Annotated in this window: 17 protein-coding genes and 1 pseudogene; 14 read left to right on the forward strand and 4 right to left on the reverse strand. The window is 67.0% G+C overall.

Annotated elements, in window-relative coordinates; all coding sequences use genetic code 11:
* Positions 1-5: 5 nt before the first annotated feature.
* A complete protein-coding gene (locus CFB40_RS31780) occupies positions 6-482 on the reverse strand; it encodes an OsmC family protein (protein ID WP_089433529.1) in 477 nt (158 codons plus the stop codon).
* 131 nt (positions 483-613) lie between these two features.
* Here CFB40_RS31780 and CFB40_RS31785 point away from each other — a divergent pair, with 131 nt between their 5' ends.
* The gene (locus CFB40_RS31785) at positions 614-1255 is read left to right on the forward strand and encodes a GntR family transcriptional regulator (RefSeq protein WP_089428751.1); all 642 of its coding nucleotides are present in this window, start codon (positions 614-616) and stop codon (positions 1253-1255) included.
* Positions 1256-1368: 113 nt separating this feature from the next.
* Here CFB40_RS31785 and CFB40_RS31790 read toward each other — a convergent pair whose 3' ends face one another.
* Entirely contained in the window at positions 1369-2409 is a 1041-nt protein-coding gene (locus CFB40_RS31790; RefSeq protein WP_089428750.1) for a LacI family DNA-binding transcriptional regulator, read from the reverse strand.
* A 189-nt stretch (positions 2410-2598) separates the two neighbouring features.
* Between CFB40_RS31790 and CFB40_RS31795 the strand changes: the two genes are divergently transcribed.
* The 7 genes from CFB40_RS31795 to CFB40_RS31820 all read left to right on the forward strand — a co-directional run bounded on the left by CFB40_RS31795 (position 2599) and on the right by CFB40_RS31820 (position 9948).
* On the forward strand, positions 2599-3747 hold the full coding sequence (locus tag CFB40_RS31795; protein ID WP_089433530.1) for an ABC transporter ATP-binding protein: 1149 nt from the start codon (positions 2599-2601) through the stop codon (positions 3745-3747).
* Between the two features lie 9 nt (positions 3748-3756).
* Entirely contained in the window at positions 3757-5742 is a 1986-nt protein-coding gene (locus CFB40_RS31800) for a beta-galactosidase (protein ID WP_089433531.1), read from the forward strand.
* Between the two features lie 63 nt (positions 5743-5805).
* Complete coding sequence (locus tag CFB40_RS31805) at positions 5806-7065, forward strand: ABC transporter substrate-binding protein (RefSeq protein WP_089433532.1); 1260 nt, start codon at positions 5806-5808, stop codon at positions 7063-7065.
* 54 nt (positions 7066-7119) lie between these two features.
* Complete coding sequence (locus tag CFB40_RS31810; RefSeq protein WP_089433533.1) at positions 7120-8073, forward strand: carbohydrate ABC transporter permease; 954 nt, start codon at positions 7120-7122, stop codon at positions 8071-8073.
* A 17-nt stretch (positions 8074-8090) separates the two neighbouring features.
* Positions 8091-8942, forward strand: a complete 852-nt coding sequence (locus CFB40_RS31815) for a carbohydrate ABC transporter permease (protein ID WP_046548796.1) — start codon at positions 8091-8093, stop codon at positions 8940-8942.
* Between the two features lie 232 nt (positions 8943-9174).
* Positions 9175-9408 (forward strand): hypothetical protein, encoded by a 234-nt coding sequence (locus CFB40_RS38330; protein WP_143329911.1) that lies wholly within the window; start codon positions 9175-9177, stop codon positions 9406-9408.
* Between the two features lie 135 nt (positions 9409-9543).
* On the forward strand, positions 9544-9948 hold the full coding sequence (locus CFB40_RS31820; RefSeq protein WP_089433534.1) for a hypothetical protein: 405 nt from the start codon (positions 9544-9546) through the stop codon (positions 9946-9948).
* 88 nt (positions 9949-10036) lie between these two features.
* Here the strand turns inward: CFB40_RS31820 and CFB40_RS31825 are convergent.
* Together CFB40_RS31825 and glcC are read right to left on the reverse strand one after the other, a co-directional pair.
* A pseudogene (locus CFB40_RS31825) lies at positions 10037-10477 on the reverse strand (DUF6306 domain-containing protein); the annotation flags it as partial.
* 274 nt (positions 10478-10751) lie between these two features.
* On the reverse strand, positions 10752-11522 hold the full coding sequence (glcC, locus tag CFB40_RS31830; RefSeq protein WP_089433536.1) for a transcriptional regulator GlcC: 771 nt from the start codon (positions 11520-11522) through the stop codon (positions 10752-10754).
* Positions 11523-11746: 224 nt separating this feature from the next.
* On the opposite strand from glcC, the gene glcD reads away from it, so the two are divergent.
* The 6 genes from glcD (at position 11747) to CFB40_RS31860 (ending at position 20280) form a co-directional block, all read left to right on the forward strand.
* Complete coding sequence (gene glcD, locus CFB40_RS31835) at positions 11747-13246, forward strand: glycolate oxidase subunit GlcD (protein ID WP_089428742.1); 1500 nt, start codon at positions 11747-11749, stop codon at positions 13244-13246.
* Positions 13246-14322 carry a glycolate oxidase subunit GlcE gene (glcE, locus tag CFB40_RS31840; protein ID WP_089433537.1) on the forward strand — a complete coding sequence of 359 codons (1077 nt, stop codon included), beginning with the start codon at positions 13246-13248 and terminating at the stop codon, positions 14320-14322. Before glcD ends, glcE begins: the two co-directional genes overlap by 1 nt.
* A gap of 24 nt (positions 14323-14346) precedes the next feature.
* Positions 14347-15567: a glycolate oxidase subunit GlcF gene (gene glcF, locus CFB40_RS31845; RefSeq protein ID WP_089433538.1), complete on the forward strand. Its 1221-nt coding sequence runs from the start codon at positions 14347-14349 to the stop codon at positions 15565-15567.
* A gap of 20 nt (positions 15568-15587) precedes the next feature.
* Positions 15588-15992, forward strand: a complete 405-nt coding sequence (locus tag CFB40_RS31850; RefSeq protein ID WP_089428739.1) for a GlcG/HbpS family heme-binding protein — start codon at positions 15588-15590, stop codon at positions 15990-15992.
* Positions 15993-16035: 43 nt separating this feature from the next.
* Positions 16036-18210 carry a malate synthase G gene (locus CFB40_RS31855; RefSeq protein WP_089433539.1) on the forward strand — a complete coding sequence of 725 codons (2175 nt, stop codon included), beginning with the start codon at positions 16036-16038 and terminating at the stop codon, positions 18208-18210.
* A 507-nt stretch (positions 18211-18717) separates the two neighbouring features.
* Positions 18718-20280, forward strand: coding sequence for a sensor domain-containing diguanylate cyclase (locus tag CFB40_RS31860; protein WP_089433540.1), 1563 nt, complete (start codon positions 18718-18720; stop codon positions 20278-20280).
* Positions 20281-20290 lie beyond the last annotated feature (10 nt).

Below are 20290 nucleotides of genomic sequence, written 5' to 3' on the forward strand. Positions count from 1 at the left end.
CGGCGTCACGCGGCGGCGAACTCGATCACCGGTTCGCAGCGGATCGGGAAGTTGACCGAGTTCGCGATATAGCACTTCGCGTGCGCGTCATGATGCAGATGTGCTGCCCGTTCGCGATCGTCGCCGGCCTGGATCGTCACATGCGGGCGCAGCACGATTTCCGTGAAGCGGCCTTCATCGGCACTGTCGACCATCGTGCCTTCCGCGTTGTCGACATACGCAAGCACGCGAATACCCGCTTCCGAGCACAAATGCAGGTACCAGAGCTTGTGGCACGCCGATGCCGACGCCAGCAACAGGTCTTCCGGATTCCAGCGCGACGCATCGCCGCGAAACGCTGCGTCCGACGAACCGGGAATATCCGGCTTGGAACCGGCCCGGATCAGATGATCCCGCCCGTACTCGCGATACCCCGACGTGCCGGTGCCACGATTGCCTGTCCATTCCACTGCGACGCGATACTTGTGTTCGCCAGATGCCATCTCGCTCTCCATTGATGTGGGTTGCTTCGGCCGGGCCGGATGTCGCTTTGCGAAGCCCGCCTGCGCTCGCCATTTTGGCACTGGATTCCCGTTTGGTATACCATTATTCCAAATTGACGGAACATGCAGGCATGGAAGCCAAACTCGATTCCACGGCGGACGCGGTCGCCGCCTCGTTGCGGGACATGATCATCAACGGCGAGCTGGAAGCCGGCGAGCGGCTCGTCGAGCGCGACCTGGCCGACCGGTTCGGCATCAGCCGGATTCCGATGCGCGAGGCGATCCAGCGCCTGGAGCGCGAAGGCTTGCTGGACATCTTCAGGAATCGCGGCGCGGTCGTGCGCATGCTGAGTGCGTCGGACGTGCAGGAAATCTACGACCTGCGCACGCTGCTCGAAGGCGACGCGATCTACCGGAGCGTGAAGCGGCTCGACGACGAGACGCTTGCGCGCGCCGAACTCGTCCATCGTTTGCTTGGCGATGCGGCCGTGCCGCGCCGGCAGGGCGAACTGAACCGCGAATTCCACTCCCTGCTGTATTCATGCTGCGGCAACGCGCGGCAGTTGAAGACGATCGCGGAGCTGCGCAGCCAGGTTGAACGGTACGAGCGCCTGCAGGCCACGCTGCTCGCGGATACGCCGTCGTTCCAGGTCGAGCACGAGGAGATCCTGCAGGCCTGCCGCGAACGCAATGCGCGTGCGGCGCGCTCGATGACGGTCGCGCATCTGGAGTCGGCTAGAAGCATCGTGATGCAGCTCGTCGAAGGCGGGTGAGGACGGCGGTGCGTTTGCCGCTCGCCGTGTGCCGTTTGCCAAGGCGGGCGCCACCCGACACCGGGTCGCAACGATCACGACAGTGACCTCAACCTACTCGCCGCCGCCACGCATCAAACCGAAGGTGTCGCGCCCCCGCCCGCCACACGCCCGGTCGTACCCCGCACCACCAGCCTCGGTAGCGACGCGGTCCGCACGCGCGATACCGCATCGCTGTCACCACCCGCCTCGCGCAGCGCATTGAGCAGTTCGACCGCGAGTCCGGCGGCCTCGGCGGTCGGGATCGCGACGGTCGTCAGCGTGGGCCGCGTGTCGCTCGCCAGGTGAATGTCGGTGATCCCGACGATCGACAGGTCATCGGGCACACGCCGGCCGCGATCGGCCGCCGCATGCATCGCGCCGATCGCCGGCAGGTCGTTGGTCGCGACCAGCGCGGTCAACCGTGGGTGCGCATCGAGCAACCACCCCGCCGCGCGCACGCCGCCTTCGATCGAATCGGGCTCGGCCGCGACGATCGACGCATCGAGCCCCGCTTCGCGCATCACGTCGACGAAGCCGTCGTAGCGCGCCGCCTGCACGCCGCTCGCCGACCCGCCGACGATCACGCCGATGCGCTCGTGGCCCAGTTCGAGCAAGTGCCGCGTCGCGATCCGCCCCGCCTCGCGGAAATCGATCGCGACGCACGGCAATCCATCGGGCGGCGCCTCCGGCCGCTCCCACAGGCACAGCACGACCGGCACGCCGCGTGCCGCCACGTCGCGCAGATCCGGCAGATGCAGGTTCGCATTGGTCACGAGAATGCCTTCGGAGACCGTGCCGGCGATCTGGTCGAGATACGCACGCCCCTGCAACGGATCTTCGTTCGTGTTGCAGACGATCAGGAACTGCCCGTTGCGCCGCACCGCGCGCTCGACCGCCAGCGCGAACTCCGGATAGAACGGGTTCGCGATGCTCGACACCATCAGCGCGACCGTCGGCGCGCGCCCTTCCGCCAGCGCCCGCGCGGCGAGATGCGGGCGATACCCGAGCGCCGCCACGGCCTCCAGCACCCGCGCCCGCGTCGCCTCGCCCACCCGGCCGCGGTCGCGCAGCACGTTCGACACGGTCGCGGCCGTCACGCCGGCGCGGCGCGCCACTTCATCCAGGGTTGCCATTTCTTGCTCACTATATGAGACGTCTATCCAGTATTTGCTTCGCTTACCGAAGCGGCGCACTATCGCCGCACACCCTGCCGCCCGACCGACGGGCGCGACTCGGCCGCGATCGCATCGCCTCTTTTTTTGATCGCGATGATTAAGCGCTTAATCATTGATGAAAGCGCATTAGAACATGGAGCGGAGACAATGGCGAGCATCTCGATGCGGCGCGTGCAGAAAGCCTATGGCGATCACGCGCCGGTCATTCGCGACGTCGATCTGGAGATCGGCGCGCACGAGTTCTGCGTGTTCCTCGGGCCGTCCGGATGCGGCAAGTCGACGTTGCTGCGGATGATCGCCGGGCTCGAGGATCTGAGCGCGGGCGAGCTGTCGATCGACGGCCGCCGCGTCGACGACGTGCCGGCCGCCGAACGCGGCGTCGCGATGGTGTTCCAGAGCTACGCGCTGTTTCCGCACATGACGGTCTACGAGAACATGGCGTTCGGGCTGAAGCTCGCGCGCGTGCCGAAGGCCGAGATCGACCGGAAGGTGCGCGATGCCGCGCGCATCCTGCAGCTCGACACGCTGCTCGATCGCAAGCCGAAGGCGCTGTCGGGCGGACAACGGCAGCGCGTCGCGATCGGTCGCGCGATCGTGCGCGAACCCGGCGTGTTCCTGTTCGACGAACCGCTGTCGAATCTCGACGCCGCGCTGCGCGGCCAGACCCGCATTGAGATCGCGAAGCTGCACCGGCAGTTCGAACGCGCGAGCGTCGTCTACGTGACGCACGACCAGACCGAAGCGATGACGCTCGCCGACAAGATCGTGCTGCTGCACGCCGGCGCCGATACCGCGCAGCACGGCAGCATCGCGCAGGTCGGTGCGCCGCTCGACCTCTACCACCACCCGGCGAGCCGCTTCGTCGCGGGCTTCATCGGTTCGCCGCGCATGAACTTCCTGCCGGCCGTCGTGACCGCCTGCGACGCGCATCGCACGACCGTCACGCTCACGCCGTCCGGCGAAACCTTCGTACTGCCACGTGACGGCTCGGCGCTCGGTGCGGGCGCCACCGTGACGCTCGGCATTCGCCCCGAACACCTGACGCTCGGCGCCGCACACGACACGACGGCGCTCGCGCGCGACGTCGCGCTCGTCGAACGCCTCGGCGAACAGACCTACGTGCATCTCGACCAGCCCGGCGGCCACTCGATCATCGCGAAGGTGCCCGGCGACGCGCAGGTGCGCAACGGCGAACGCGTGCGTGTGCATGCGCCGGCCGCGGCCTGCCATCTCTTCACCGAAGACGGCCGCGCGGTGCCCGCGTGCGCCGACGTCCACGTTCACCATTACGCATAAGGATCGGGCATGCGCCTCGGAGTCTGTTACTACCCGGAACACTGGCCGGAAACGATGTGGGCCGACGATGCCCGCCGGATGAAAGCGCTCGGCATCGAGCAAGTGCGGATCGCCGAATTCGCGTGGAGCCGCATCGAGCCTTCGCCGGGCGAATACGACTGGGGCTGGCTCGATCGCGCGGTCGACGTGCTCGGCGCGGCCGGCCTCGAGATCGTGATGTGCACGCCGACCGCGACGCCGCCGAAATGGCTGGTCGATCGCCACCCCGACATCCTCGCGATCGGCGCGGACGGCCGGCCGCGCGCGTTCGGCTCGCGCCGCCACTACGACTTCTCGTCGCCGACCTATCTCGAAGCGTCGCGCCAGATCTGCACGGCCGTCGCCGACCGCTACGGCCGCCACCCGGCCGTGCGCTACTGGCAGACCGACAACGAGCTGGGCTGCCACCAGACCGTCGTCAGCTACTCGCCGGCCGCGCTCGTGCGTTTCCGTGCGTGGCTGAAAGCGCGCTACGGCACGATCGACGCGCTGAACCGCGCGTGGGGCACCGTGTTCTGGAGCATGGAGTATCGCCATTTCGACGAGGTCGACGCACCGGTCGGCACCGTGACCGAGGCCCACCCGTCGCATCGCCTCGACTACCGGCGCTTCGCGTCGGACGAAGTCGCGCGCTATCACCGGATGCAGGTCGACGTGATCCGCGCGCATTCGCCGGGCCGCCGCGTCGCGCACAACTTCATGCAGCTGTTCACCGAGTTTGATCACTACGAAGTCGCGCGCGACCTCGACATCGCGACCTGGGACAGCTATCCGCTCGGCGCGCTCGAGGAGCAATGGTTCGCGCCCGACGTGAAGGCGCGTTGGCTGCGCACCGGGCATCCCGACTTCGCGTCGTTCAATCACGACCTCTATCGCGGCATGTCGAAGCTGCCGTTCTGGGTGATGGAGCAGCAGCCCGGGCCCGTGAACTGGGCGCAGTGGAACCCCGCGCCGCTGCCGGGCATGGTGCGCCTGTGGAGCTGGGAAGCATTCGCGCACGGCGCCGGCTGCGTGTCGTACTTCCGCTGGCGGCAGGCGCCGTTCGCGCAGGAGCAGATGCATGCGGGCCTGCATACCCCCGATGACAAGCTCGACGAAGGCGGCCGCGAGGCGCAGCGCGTCGCGCACGAGATAGCGACTGTGCACGACGCCGGCGCGGATGCGGACGGCGCCGTACGCGCCCCCGTCGCGCTGGTCTTCGATTACGAAGCGAAGTGGCTGTTCGAAGTGCAGCCGCAGGGCGCCGATTTCCATTACCCGCGCTTCGCGTTCGAGTACTACTCGGCGCTGCGCTCGCTCGGCCTCGACGTCGACATCGTTTCCGCGCACGCACCGCTCGACGGCTACCGCCTCGTCGTCGTGCCGCCGCTGCCGGTCGTGCCGAACGATTTCGCCGCGCGGCTCGCCGCCTCCGGCGCGCATGTCGTGCTCGGCCCGCGCACCGGTTCGAAGACCGTCGACCTGCAGATCCCGCCGACGCTGCCGCCCGGCCCGCTGGCGTCGATCCTGCCGGTGCGCGTGTGGCGCGTCGAATCGCTGCGGCCGAACATGACCGAGCGGATCGACGGCACGCTGCGCGACGGCACGCCGCTCGCAGGCAACGCACGCCACTGGCGCGACTTCGTCGAGCTGCACGACGATACGCATAGCGTCGTGCGTGCACGCTTCGCCGACGGCCACCCGGCGTGGGTATCGCACGGCACGCTGCACTACTGGGCCGCGCTGTTCGACGACGCGACCACCACCCGGCTGTTCGCCGATGTCACGGCCGAAGCCGGCCTCGCGCCCGCGCCGCTCGGCGACGGCATACGCGTGAGCCGGCGCGGCGGCCTGACCTACGTTTTCAACTATGGCGACGCGCCGCACACGATCGACGCGGTGCCGCCGTCCGCGTTCGTGCTCGGCGCCGCGCAAGTCGGGCCGCAAGACGTGGCCGTGTATCGAAGCCGTTCGTAGCAACCGCGACCGGCGCCACGACGCGCCGGTCACGCACAACGACACCCAGGACTGGAGACACGCATGACCCATCGCCCCCTTCGCACCGCCGCCCGGCTCGCCACGGCCGCCGCTGTCGCATTGGCATCGCTCGGCATGACGGCGCCCGCCGATGCCGGCACGCTGACGATCAACATCGCGTTCAAGGGCGCCAGCCAGCGCGCGGTCTGGCAGTCGACGCTCGACGCGTTCCGCAAGGCGCATCCCGACATCGACGTGAAGGCGACCTTCGTCGACGAGGAAGCGTACAAGGTGCAGCTCCCCGCCTGGCTCACGACCGTCGCACCGGACGTCGTGAACTGGCACGCCGGCGAACGGATGGCGTACTACGCGAAGCGCGGGCTGTTCGAGGACCTGAGCGGCGACTGGACGAAGAACGGCTGGGGCACGATGTACGCGTCGACGCGCGACGCATCCTCGTACAACGGCAAGCAGTACGCGGCGCCGACCGTCTACTACTCGTGGGGGCTGTTCTACCGCAAGGACCTGTTCCACAAGGTCGGCATCGCCGACGAGCCGAAGACGTGGGACCAGTTTCTCGACGCGTGCAAGAAGCTGAAAGCGGCCGGCATCACGCCGATCGCGGTCGGCGGCCGCGACGCATGGACGCTCGCCGGCTGGTTCGACTATCTCGACCTGCGCGTGAACGGCAACGTGTTCCACCAGCAGCTGATGGCCGGCGACGTGCCGTACACCGACCCGCGCGTGAAGAAGGTCTACACGACGTGGAAATCGCTGATCGACGCGGGCTACTTCATCGACAACGCGCTGTCCTACGATCTCGACGGCGCGCAGCCGTTCCTGTTCCAGGGCAAGGCCGCGATGATGCTGATGGGCACCTTCATCGCGGCGGGCTTTCCACCGAACGTGAAGCAGGAAATGGGCTACTACCGCTTCCCGATCATCGACCCGAAGGTGCCGACCGCCGAGGACGGCCCGGTCGAATCGCTGCACATCCCGACGAAGGCGAAGAACAAGGCCGACGCGCACACGTTCCTCGCGTTCGTCGAAACGCCCGAGATGGGCGCGAAGCTCGCGGAAGGGCTCGGCTCGCTGTCGGCCAACAGCAAGTCGCCGGAGCCGGCCGATCCGATCTCGCGTATCGGCTTCCGGATCCTTGCCGATACGAAGGGCGGCGTCGCGCAGTTCTACGACCGCGACATGACGAAGGAAATGGCCGACGAGGGGATGAAGGGCATGCAGCAGTTCGTCGCGAATCCCGCGCAGCTCGATACGGTGCTCGCGCAACTCGAACAGACCCGCAAGCGCATCTACAAGAAGTGACCGTGTGACCCAACCGGCGGCCTCGTGCCGCCGTGCCCGTTCAGGAGGCTTGCCGTGTCCAGTCCGATCACGTCCCCCCCGCCCGCCGGCGCGGGCGCCGCGCCGCCGCCGCGCGGCGCATCCGCCGCCACCGCGATGCCCGCACGTCGCCCGTCACCTGCCGTGCGGCGCCAACAGCGCGCTGCATGGCTCTTTCTCGCGCCGGCCTGCGCGATGGTGGCCGTCTATGTGATCTGGCCGATCCTGTCGACGCTGTGGCTGAGCCTGTACAACTGGGACGGGATGACCGAGCGCACCTTCGTCGGGCTCGCGAACTACGCGGAGCTGCTGCATGCGCCGACGTTCTACACCGCGCTGCGCAACAACGTGATCTGGCTCGCGCTCTTCATGCTCGCGCCGCCGCTCGGCCTCGCGCTCGCGTTGTACCTGAACCAGGCGGTGGCCGGCATCCGGCTCGTGAAGTCGCTGTTCTTCGCGCCGTTCGTGCTGTCCGGCGTGGTCGTCGGGCTGATCTTCTCGTGGTTCTACGATCCGACGTTCGGGCTGCTCGCGCTGATCGCCGGGCACGGCATCCCGGTGCTCGGCGACGCGCGCTACGCGACGTTCGGCATCGTGTTCGCCGCGCTGTGGCCGCAGACCGCGTACTGCATGATCCTGTACCTCACCGGCCTCACGTCGCTCAACCCGGAACAGATCGAAGCCGCCCGGATGGAAGGCGCGCGCGGCTTCGCGCTGCTGTGGCACGTCGTGCTGCCGCAACTGCGGCCGACCACCTTCATGGCGATCGTCGTCACGGTGATCGGCGCGCTGCGCAGCTTCGACCTGATCTCGGTGATGACGAGCGGCGGCCCGTTCGAGAGCTCGACCGTGCTCGCGTATTACATGTACGACCAGGCGATCAAGTACTACCGGCTCGGCTATTCCGCGTCGATTGCGGTCGTGCTGTTCGCGATCATGCTCGTCTACATCGTGTTCCAGTTGCGCCGCCTGCTGCGCAACGAGCAATAACCTGACCGGTGGCCATCATGTTTCCGACTCCCGTTGCCCAATGGAAGCCTGTCTCGCGCAGGCTGTACAAGTTGTCGCTGCCGGTTGCGCTGCTGATCTGGCTGCTGCCGATGATCGCCGTGTTCGTCACGTCGGTGCGCTCGACCGAGGAACTGGTCGAAGGCCACTACTGGGGCTGGCCACGGCACTTCTCGATGATCGAGAACTATCGCGACGCGCTGACGACGTCGCCGATGCTGCATTACTTCTGGAACAGCGTGCAGATTACGGTGCCTTCCGTTGTCGGGTCGATTGCGCTCGCAGCGATGGCGGGCTTTGCGCTGGCGACTTACAAGTTTCGCGGGAGTACGGCGCTGTTTGGGACGTTCGTCGCCGGTAACTTCGTGCCGGTGCAGGTGTTGATGATTCCGGTGCGGGATCTGTCGCTCAGGCTCGGTGTGTTTAATACGGTCGAGGCGCTGATTCTTTTTCATGTCGCGTTCCAGACCGGGTTCTGTACGCTGTTTCTGCGCAACTTCATCAAGCAGTTGCCGTTCGAGTTGATCGAAGCGGCAAGGATCGAAGGCGCGGGGGAATGGACGGTGTTTTACCGGATCGTGCTGCCGTTGATCCGGCCCGCGTTGGCCGCGCTGGCGATTCTCGTTTTTACGTTCGTGTGGAATGACTACTTCTGGGCGCTGTGTCTCACGCAAGGGGATGAGGCCGCGCCGATTACCGCTGGCGTTGCCGCGTTGAAGGGGCAGTGGACGACGTCGTGGAATCTTGTATCAGCCGGGTCGATTCTGGCGGCGCTGCCGTCTGTCGCGATGTTCTTCGCGATGCAGAAGCATTTTGTGGCGGGGCTGACGTTTGGTGCGACCAAAGGCTGAACGCGCGGCCACGCTTATTCGTATCTCCCCCTCCGCATCGTGAGGTTGCCCGCTTCGGCGGGCTTTTTTTTTGAGCTGTCGTAGAGCGGCGAAGCACGATACACGATGGCCGCCTTCGGCAGGTTCGAAGTGTTCGACACGGTGGCTTCGATCGTCGACAATCCCGGGGCGCGGGCCAACAACCCTGTTCGACACACCTGACGACACAACGTACAACGGACACGAGCCACCTATGCTGATTTGGGCGCCGACACGAAAATCCCTTGATGATCGAGGCGAAAGCGACGGCACGACCGTGAAAGTCGCGATCGAACAACTCGACGACGACGTCTTTCTACTGATGCGGTACGAATCCCTGGACGCGCCATTTCCGACGTCGGATCATTTATTTCTTTCACTCGACGAGATATACGACGAATGCGAGGAAGTCTATGGCATCGGCCGCGCGGACTGGCTTCAGCTGTGACCGCTTCCTGACCATTGCACGCGGTCGCAGGACGGCCCCAAACGGTCGTTCGACGCCATCATCGAAATCGTCGACAATCGACCGAGGTCTTGTCACGATAGCGGCAGACATCCAACACTCGGGTTCGCAGGCGCAATGGCAAAACCTATCTTGGTCGTATTGCTGAAAAATCCATTTCCGGAAGCTTTTCGTTTTGTCGAGACGTTGGTCCAACCTCTCGGATTTCTGCTTGCCAATCCTGATAGCGGTCAGATAACTCATTGGACCGATGAGGGTCGGCAGATGGCAGTATCCCGCGCCAAGATCGTCGATGAAGGAGCGACAGGTGGAATAAAGAACGTTCAGTTTTGGCAGCCCGACGGCGATGATCTATTTGTGTCCTGGATCGATGCGGTGCCGGGATGGGAGTTTTCCTTTCATCTCAACGGTGTCACGCCAGAATTGAAGATCGCGTTGGCGATCGCACTGTCTAGTGCGGTCCTGGTTGATTTGAAGCTGCAATACGTCGACGAGAGTGCCTTGAGGATCGATTTCGAATGACATTCCGGTCGCGAGTCCAAGCCAGATCCTCTGGTTGGATCCAGCGACCGCTTCAAGAACATTCGAGTTGCTGTTCAGGGTTGCGGATTCAACCCGTCGATCCGCACCCCTTGAGCCGCAGCAATGCGTCAACCGACCCAATATTCTTCTCATGCGCCACGAGCATCTGCGTGAGCGCATGGTGCATATCCGGCTGCGCAAGCGTCGGCAGTAATGCCTGCAACTTCCGCACGACCCAGCGCTGCCCACGATTCAAAAACGCCAGCCGCTCGGCCAAGTCATCGATCCCCATCGCCTTCTCATAGAACGCCCCGGTAGCATGCGTCGGCGTCGCATCGAGCGACCGAATCGCGTCGACCAGCACCGCACACCAGTGCGCCTCATCCTGCCGAATACTCGCCACGAGCCGATGAAGTTCGGGATCGTCGATTTCCACCACGGTCTCCGACGCAACCCGCGCACCTGCGCGCTCGGCTTCCAGCAGCTCATTCAGCAACGTGAGCAACGCGTCGCGCTGCGCATCAGCGAATTCTTCGGCTGCTTTGGCGGGACGGGCGTCGTGCCCGTCGTCGTGGGTCCGGTTCGACATGCGATGTCCTCCGTTCAGGAAGCGTGGCGCACCGGTTCGCCCGGCGTGATTCCGTCAGGCACTGCGCTCACGACAGCGTCCACGCATCACGATAGACAACAGCGAGACCACACGAAGAATGGCTCACAAGTCTGACATAGCCCTGTGACACGCGTCTGCAGCCGACCCACTGTGCGTGATGCGCATCAAGACACACCGCCACGCATAGCCGACCTCACGTCCACCCTTCGAGCCTCAACGTCGACCGTACCAGCCGCTGCTCCTCCTGCTCGATCTCGCGCAGATACTCGACGCATTGCCGGATATGCTCGCTCGCCGCCTTGCGCGCCTGATCGGGCAGCCGCCCCGTCACCGCGTTATAGAGCCGCGCATGCTGCCGATCGATCTGCTTTTTCAACGGCTCGCGGTGATAGAGATTGTTCACCGACGCAAACACCGAACTCAGCAACAAATCCGTCAACGACTGCAGCGTATTCACCAGCACCGGGTTATGCGAAGCCTCACAGATCGCCAGATGAAACGCGTGATCGAGCTTCGCGCGCGCGGCCGGGTCGAGATCCTGCGCATCGGCCGCGGTCATCTCTTCATAGCGACGCTTGATCAGGATGAAATCGGCCGGCGTCCCGCGCAGCGCCGCGAGCCGCGCGGCCTCCGTCTCGAGCATCCCGCGCACCTCGAACAGGTCGTACAGCGTGCGCGGCTGCGAGCCGAGCAGATGCATCATCGGCGTGATCTCGCGTTGCGGGGTCAGGCTCGCCACGAACGAGCCCTTGCCGTGCGTGGTGTCGATGATCCCCCGCGCACGCAGCAGCTTCATCCCTTCGCGCACGGCCGTGCGCGACACGCCGAGCTTCTCGGTCAGCCGCCGTTCGGACGGCAATGCCTGCCCGGCCTTCAGCACGCCGTCGACGATCAGCTGCTCGAGGCGCTCTGCAACGACGTCGGCCACGTTCCGCGCCGGGCCCACTCGATCCTGCGTTTCCATACTGGTATGACCACTCCGGAAGGATATCGGCGATTTTCCCACAAACCCTTTTAGCCATTCAGTTTTATGGCGACCGATACAGCAGATTTCCGGCCGCCTCATAAAAACTGGTATGACCACCTTCGCCACGTCTGGACACACGCGCGCCGCCCGCCAAGAATCCCGTCCATCCGGCGCACCGCCCATCGCGCGGCCGCCGCATGAAGGAGACGGAGACACCCCCGATGAGTTTCATCTACGACGAACGGATCGACGGCCCACTCGCGACCGTCGGCCGCGACACACTCGTCGCCGCGCTGCACGCGGCGGCGCCCGACCTCGACGTGCTGCACGAACGCGAGGCGCTCAAGCCGTTCGAATGCGACGGCCTCGCCGCATACCGCACGGTGCCGCTCGCGGTCGTGCTGCCCGACACGGTCGAGCAGGTGCGCGCGGTGCTGCGCGTCGCGGCCGCGCTCGGCGTGCCGGTGGTCGCGCGCGGCGCGGGCACCGGGCTGTCGGGCGGCGCGATGCCGCTCGAGAAAGGCCTGCTGCTCGTGATGGCGAAGTTCAACAGGATTCTCGACATCGACCCCGATGCCGGCATCGCGCGCGTGCAACCCGGCGTGCGTAACCTCGCGATCTCGCAGGCGGCCGCACCACACGGTCTCTACTACGCACCCGATCCGTCCTCGCAGATCGCCTGCTCGATCGGCGGCAACGTCGCCGAGAACGCGGGCGGCGTGCACTGCCTGAAATACGGCCTCACGGTGCACAACATCCTGAAGGTCGAGATCCTGACGATCGACGGCGATACGCTCACGCTCGGCGCCGACGCGCTCGACGCGCCCGGCTTCGACCTGCTCGCGTTGTTCACCGGCTCGGAAGGGATGCTCGGGATCGTCACGGAAGTCACCGTGAAGCTGCTGCCGAAGCCGCCAAGCGTGAAGGTGCTGATGGCGAGCTTCGACGACGTCGCCGAAGCCGGCGCGGCAGTCGCGCGAATCATCGGCGCGGGGGTGATCCCCGGCGGCCTCGAGATGATGGACAACCTCGCGATCCGCGCGGCCGAGGATTTCATCCACGCGGGCTACCCGGTCGACGCACAGGCCATCCTGCTGTGCGAGCTCGACGGCTCGCCGACCGACGTCGACGAAGACGCCGAACGCGTCGCCACGCTGCTGCGCGACGCGGGCGCGACCGAGATCCGCGTCGCACGCGACGAAGCCGAGCGCCAGCGCTTCTGGGCCGGCCGCAAGAACGCATTCCCGGCGGTCGGCCGCATGTCGCCGGACTACTACTGCATGGACGGCACGATCCCGCGCCGCGAACTGCCGCGTGTGCTCGAAGGCATCGCCGCGCTGTCCGCCGAATACGGGCTGCCGGTCGCGAACGTGTTCCACGCGGGCGACGGCAACATGCACCCGCTGATCCTGTTCGACGCAAACCGGCCCGGCGAGCTCGACCGCGCGGAAGCGCTCGGCGGCAAGATCCTCGAGCTGTGCGTCGCGGCGGGCGGCAGCATCACGGGCGAACACGGCGTCGGCCGCGAGAAGATCAACCAGATGTGCGTGCAGTTCAACGCCGACGAGATCACGTTCTTCCACGCAGTGAAAGCCGCGTTCGATCCGCAAGGCCTGCTCAATCCCGGCAAGAACATCCCGACGCTGCACCGCTGCGCCGAATTCGGCGCGATGCACGTCCATCACGGCAAGCTGCCGTTTCCCGAACTGGAGCGCTTCTGATGCGACGCGAAATCGAATCGATCGACGACAGCGCGGCGCTCGTCGCGCAGGTCGACGCGGCGATCCACGATCGCCAGCCGCTGCACATCCGCGGCGCCGGCACGAAGGTGTTCCTCGGCCGCCCCGTCGAAGGCCGCAGGCTCGACGTGCGCACGCATCGCGGCGTCGTCTCGTACGACCCGACCGAACTCGTCGTCACCGCGCGCGCGGGTACGCCGCTCGCCGAGCTCGAAGCAATGCTCGACGCGGCCGGCCAGATGCTGCCGTGCGAGCCGCCGACGTTCGGCGGCTCGGCAACGGTCGGCGGCATGTTCGCGGCGGCGCTGTCGGGCCCGCGCCGCCCGTGGGCCGGCGCGGTGCGCGACTTCGTGCTCGGCTGCCGCGTGATCACCGGCCACGCGAAGCACCTGCGCTTCGGCGGCGAGGTGATGAAGAACGTCGCGGGCTACGACGTATCGCGGCTGCTCGCGGGCAGCTTCGGCTGTCTCGGCGTCGTGACCGAGGTGTCGTTGAAGGTGCTGCCGAAGCCGCGCGCGACGGGCGATCTCGCGTTACAGCTTGGCGTGGACGAAGCCGTGCAGCGCGTCGCCGCCTGGCGTCGCGCGGGGCTGCCGCTCGCCGGCGCATGCCACGCGGACGGCGTGCTGCGCGTGCGGATCGAAGGCGGCGAGGGCTCGGTGAAAGCCGCGCGCGACACGATCGGCGGCGAACGCATGGATGATCGCGACGATGCGTTCTGGGCTCGGCTGCGCGACCTGGCGCTGCCGTTCTTCGACGATCCGCGCCCGCTGTGGCGCGTGTCGGCGCCGGCCTCCGCACCGCTCGATGCACTGCCCGGCGCGCAGCTCGTCGACTGGGGCGGCGCACAGCGCTGGCTGAAGAGCGATACCGCACCGGCCGACGTGCAGCGGTTCGCCGCGCAATGGGGCGGCCACGCGACCTGCTTCACACCGGGCACGACGCGCGAGCCGTTCCAGCCGCTGCCGCCCGCGCTGCTGCGCGTGCACCGGCAGCTCAAGGCACAGCTCGACCCGCATGCGATTTTCAATCCCGGCCGCCTGTACGCCGACTTCTGACGCGAACCCGATCCCGACCCGCCGATGCAAACCAATCTCAGCGAAGCAAGCAAGGCCCTCGCCCGGGCCGACGAAGCGGAAGCGATCCTGCGCGCGTGCGTGCACTGCGGCTTCTGCAACGCGACCTGCCCGACCTACCAGGTGCTCGGCAACGAGCTCGACGGGCCGCGCGGGCGCATCTACCTGATCAAGCAGCTGCTCGAAGGCGAGCCGTGCGGCGAGCGCACGCAGCAGCATCTCGACCGCTGCCTGACATGCCGCAACTGCGAGACGACCTGCCCGTCCGGCGTGCGCTATCACACGCTGCTCGACATCGGCCGCGCGGAAGCCGAGAAGCGCGCGCAGCGGCCCGCGCGCGAGCGCCTGCTGCGCGCGGGGCTGCGGCATGTCGTGCCGCGCCCGGCAACCTTCGCCGCGTTGCTGAAGGCCGGCCGCGCGCTGCGCCCGCTGCTGCCCGGCACGCTGCAGGACAAGATCCCGGCCGCCGTCCCCGCGGCCGCGCCGCGCCCGCCCGTGCGCCATGCGCGGCGCGTGCTGATGCTCGAGGGCTGCGTGCAGCCGTCGCTGTCGCCGAACACCAATGCGGCGGCCGCGCGCGTGCTCGACCGGCTCGGCATCAGCGTGAGCCCCGCGCGCGAAGCCGGCTGCTGCGGCGCGACCGAATATCACCTGAACGCGCAGGAGGCCGGCCTCGCCCGCGCACGCCGCAACATCGACGCCTGGTGGCCCGCGATCGAAGCCGGCGCGGAAGCGATCGTGCTGACGGCGAGCGGCTGCGGCGCATTCGTCAAGGAATACGGCGACCTGCTGCGCTCCGACCCCGTCTATGCGGAGAAGGCGCAGCGCGTCAGCGCGCTCGCGCGCGATCTGGCCGAGGTGATCGCGGCCGAGCCGCTCGACGCGCTGGCCGGGTCGACGCCACGCCGCATCGCGGTACATTGCCCGTGCACGCTGCAGCACGCGCAGCGCCTCGGCGGCGCGGTCGAGCGCATCCTGACGCGGCTCGGCTTCGATCTGACGAATGTCGCCGACGGCCATCTGTGCTGCGGCTCGGCCGGCACGTATTCGCTGACACAGCCCGAACTCGCGACGAAACTGCGCGACAACCGGCTCGACGCGCTCGAAGCCGCGCGGCCGGACCTGATTGTCACGGCCAACGTGGGCTGCCAGACTCACCTGAACGGCGCGGGCCGCACGCCCGTGCGTCACTGGATCGAGCTCGTCGACAACCATCTCGTCAACTGACCGGATTCCGGAGGATTGCCATGCAGACGAAACCCGAACTCGAACTCGCCGATGCCGACCGCATGCTCGCCGCCGCCCGCGCGGAAGCGGAGCACCACGGCTGGGCCGTGTCGATCGCCGTCGTCGACGACGGCGGCCACCTGCTCGCTTTTGCGCGCCTGGACGGTGCATCGCCGGCCAGCACGTATATCGCGCAGGACAAGGCGCGCGCGGCGGCGCTCGGGCGGCGCGAGACGAAAGCGTATGAGGATATGATCAACGGTGGCCGCACCGCGTTTCTCAGCGCGCCGCTGACGGGGTTGCTCGAAGGCGGCGTGCCGGTCACGGTCGGCGGCCGGATCGCGGGCGCGATCGGCGTGTCTGGCGTAAAGTCCGAACAGGACGCGCAGATCGCCCGCGCCGGCACACAAAGCGTCGCAGCGTAACCAGCCAAAGCCGCGCGCGATTTTTTCCCCGGGAGGATTAACGATGATCGACCAAGCAGGACTGCAAGTCGCGCCAGCGCTGAGCCAGTTCATTGAAAACGAAGCGCTGCCGGGCACCGGCATCGACAAGGCCGCGTTCTGGAGCGGTTTCTCGGCCCTGGTGCACGACCTGGCGCCGCGTAACCGCGAGCTGCTCGCGGAACGCGACCGCCTGCAGCAGGAACTCGACACCTGGCACCGTGCGCACCCCGGCCCCGTGCGCGACCACGCCGCGTATCGCGCGTTCCTCGAACAGATCGGCTACCTCGTGCCGGTCCCGTCGAACGTCGCGGCAGCCACCGCGAACGTCGACAGCGAGATCGCCACGCAGGCCGGCCCGCAGCTCGTCGTGCCGCTGTCGAACGCACGCTATGCGCTGAACGCCGCGAACGCCCGCTGGGGCAGCCTGTACGACGCGCTGTACGGCACCGATGCGCTGCCTGAAGACGGCGGCGCCGAACGCACCACGGCCTACAACCCGACGCGCGGCCAGCGCGTGATCGACTACGCGCGCAACGTGCTCGACAACGCGGCGCCGCTCGCGAGCGGCTCGCATCGCGACGCGCTGCGCTATCGCGTGCAGGACGGCCAGCTCGCCGTCGAAACCGCGAAGGGCGTCGTGGGCCTCGCGCAGCCGGCGCAGTTCGTCGGCTACCAGGGCGCGGCCGACGCGCCGTCCGCGATCCTGCTGAAGCACAACGGCCTGCACCTCGAGATCCAGATCGACGCGTCGACGCCGATCGGCCGTGCCGATCTCGCGCACGTGAAGGACGTCGTGCTCGAAGCCGCGGTCAGCACGATCATCGACTGCGAGGATTCGGTCGCGGCGGTGGACGCGGAAGACAAGGTCCAGCTCTACCGCAACTGGCTCGGCCTGATGCAGGGCACGCTGGTCGAGGAAGTCGCGAAGGGCGGCAAGACCTTCACGCGCCGCCTGAACGCCGATCGCGAGTACACCACGCCCGCCGGCGGCACGCTGTCGCTGCACGGCCGCTCGCTGCTGTTCGTGCGCAACGTCGGCCACCTGATGACCAACGGCGCGGTGCTCGACCGCGACGGCAACGAGATTCCGGAAGGGATCCTCGACGGCGTCGTCACGGTGCTGTGCTCGCTGCACGACCTGAAGGCGAAGCGCAACTCGCGCACCGGCTCGATCTACATCGTGAAGCCGAAGATGCACGGCCCGGTCGAAGTCGCGTTCGCCGATACGCTGTTCGCGCGCATCGAGGATCTGTACAACCTGCCGCGCAACACGCTGAAGATGGGCATCATGGACGAGGAGCGCCGCACCAGCGTGAACCTCGCCGCATGTATCGCCGCGGCCGCCGCACGCGTGGCGTTCATCAACACCGGCTTCCTCGATCGCACCGGCGACGAGATGCACACCGCGATGGAAGCGGGCCCGATGATCCGCAAGGGAGACATGAAGTCGTCGGCGTGGATCCAGTCGTACGAGCGCAACAACGTGCTCGCCGGGCTGTCGGCCGGCCTGCGCGGCCGCGCGCAGATCGGCAAGGGCATGTGGGCGATGCCGGACCTGATGCACGCGATGCTCGAGCAGAAGATCGCGCATCCGCGCGCCGGCGCGAACACCGCATGGGTGCCGTCGCCGACCGCCGCGACGCTCCACGCGCTGCACTACCACCTCGTCGACGTGCAGGCCGTCCAGCAGGAACTCGAGAAGACGCCGTACGCAAGCGAACGCGACGCGCTGCTCGAAGGCCTGCTGACCGTGCCGGTCGTCGAACGCGCCGCGTGGAGCGAGGCCGAGATCCTGAGCGAAGTCGAGAACAACGCGCAGGGCATCCTGGGCTACGTCGTGCGCTGGGTCGAACAGGGCGTCGGCTGCTCGAAGGTGCCCGACATCCATGACGTCGGCCTGATGGAAGACCGTGCGACGCTGCGCATCTCGAGCCAGCACATCGCGAACTGGCTGCGCCACGGCGTGATCACCGAGGCGTTCGTGCTCGACGTGTTCAAGCGGATGGCACGCGTCGTCGACCAGCAGAACGCCGGCGACCCGAACTATCGCCCGATGGCGCCCGGCTACGACCAGTCGACCGCGTTCAAGGCCGCGTGCGCGCTCGCGCTGCAGGGCACGTCGCAGCCGAGCGGCTATACCGAGCCGCTGCTGCACCGGTTCCGCCTCGCGTTCAAGGCGCAACGGCACGGCGGTTAAGCGTAGGCGTGCTTCACGAAACGGGCGGCCGCCACGGCCGCCCGTTTTCATTTTCGCGTTCGCCCGGCCGTTGAAACGAATAATCGGCACATATCGCATGCCTTCATTTTTCGCCTGCGTGTGTCGCTCACCGGATGGAAACGGCGGCGACATGCCGCAAAGCCTTGCGCTGAAACGCGCTGCCCGATATTCACCAGCCCGGGAATTCACTGAAATTTGATCCGGATCAATGGCCCCCAAGATTTTCCGCGCACGCGGACGCGCGCGTTATACTCCGTTGAATTCGCGTTACCCGATTCGTCGGATCGTTGAATCGGCGCAGATGTCACCAGTGAATGCTTGATTTACCGGTATATCTGGCCGCGATTACCGATAATCGGCGTCCATTTTCCCCGCCGGCCGGCAGGAAGGCGTCGGAATGGTCGCGTAACGGATCGCCGCCGACACGTCATACGAACAATCGCATCGGCCCGCCTCCCGGCGGCAATGCCCACCGATCCACCGACCATGGCAGAAACCGACTACGCAATGCCCAGCGAATCCGGCCTGACGAGCCGTGTCGCCGTTCATCTGCGCCGGTTCCTGCTGCCCCACCTGATCTTCTATACCGGGCTGCTGATCGCGCTGGTCCTGCTGCTCCTGTGCGGGATCGTGCTGTACGAAGGCCGCATCGATGCACGCGAACGCTCGATCGCGATGCAGCAGAACCTGGCGCTGATGGCGTCGTGGGACATCGAGCGCAATATCGAGATCTATTCGCTGTCGCTGCAGGCCGTCGTCGAGGGGGAGAACGACCCCGAGGTCGTCAAGCTGCCGATGCCGCTGCGCCGCCAGGTGCTGTTCGACCGTGCGACGACCGCCAAGTACCTCGGCGGGATCTACGTGCTCGACGCGAAGGGCGACATCGAGGTCGACGGCAAGAGCGACGTGCCGCGCAAGGCCAACTTCAGCAACGAGCCGTACTTCGTCGTGCACCGCGATCACCCCGACGCCGGCCTGTACGTCAGCCCGCCGTATCACTCGCGGATGCGCGGCGGCTCGCCGAGCATCGCGCTCAGCCGGCGGATCACGAAGCCCGACGGCACGTTCGGCGGCGTCGCCGTGATGTCGATCCGGCTCGAATATTTCCAGAACCTGTTCTCGCGCCTGTCGCTGGGCGATCGCGGCTCGATCGCGCTGATCAACACGGACGGCAGGATGCTCGCGCGCGAGCCGTACGACCCGAAGATCGTCGGCCGCGACATCAGCCACGCCAGCACGTTCCGGCGGTTCATGACCGCCAATGAAGGCAGCTTCGCCGACACCGCGTCGATCGACGGCGTGCGGCGCCTGTACGTGTTCCGGCACCTCGAGAACCTGCCGCTCATCATCATGGTCGCGCGCTCGGAAGCCGATACCTACGCCGCGTGGTACGACCGTGCGATTCCGATCGGCTCCGCGATGGTCGCGCTCGCGATCGGCTTCGTCGGCCTGTCGCTGCTGCTGGACGTGCAGCTGCGCAAGCGCCATCGCGCGGAAACCGAACTGCAGGCGCTCGCGCGCACCGACGGCCTCACGGGCCTCGACAACCGCCGGATGCTCGACGTCACGCTCGCGCGCGAATGGCGCCGTGCCGCGCGCTCGCAGCACGCGCTGTCGCTGCTGTTCATCGACGTCGATTACTTCAAGCGCTACAACGACACGCAAGGGCACCAGGCCGGCGACGACGCGCTTGCCGCGGTCGGCCACTGCATCGCCGGTTGCCTGCGCCGCCCGGCCGATTACGCGGCGCGCTACGGCGGCGAGGAATTCGTCGTGGTGCTGCCCGACATCGACACGGACGGCGCGATGACGATCGCCGAGACGATCCGCACCGGCATCCTCGATCTCGGCATCCGGCACGACGCCGGTACCGCCGGCCGCCTGACGGTGAGCATCGGCGTGACGACCAGCTATCCGGAACACGACGACGACATGCAGGGCGCGCTGAAGCTGGCCGACGACGCGCTGTATCGCGCGAAGGAAGGCGGGCGCAACCGCATCGTCGTGCACCCGGCCGCAAACGCCGATCCAGAACCGCGCCGAGCCTGAGTGACAATGA

Origin of the sequence: Burkholderia sp. AU31652, assembly GCF_002223155.1 — a bacterium.
Classification (GTDB): domain Bacteria; phylum Pseudomonadota; class Gammaproteobacteria; order Burkholderiales; family Burkholderiaceae; genus Burkholderia.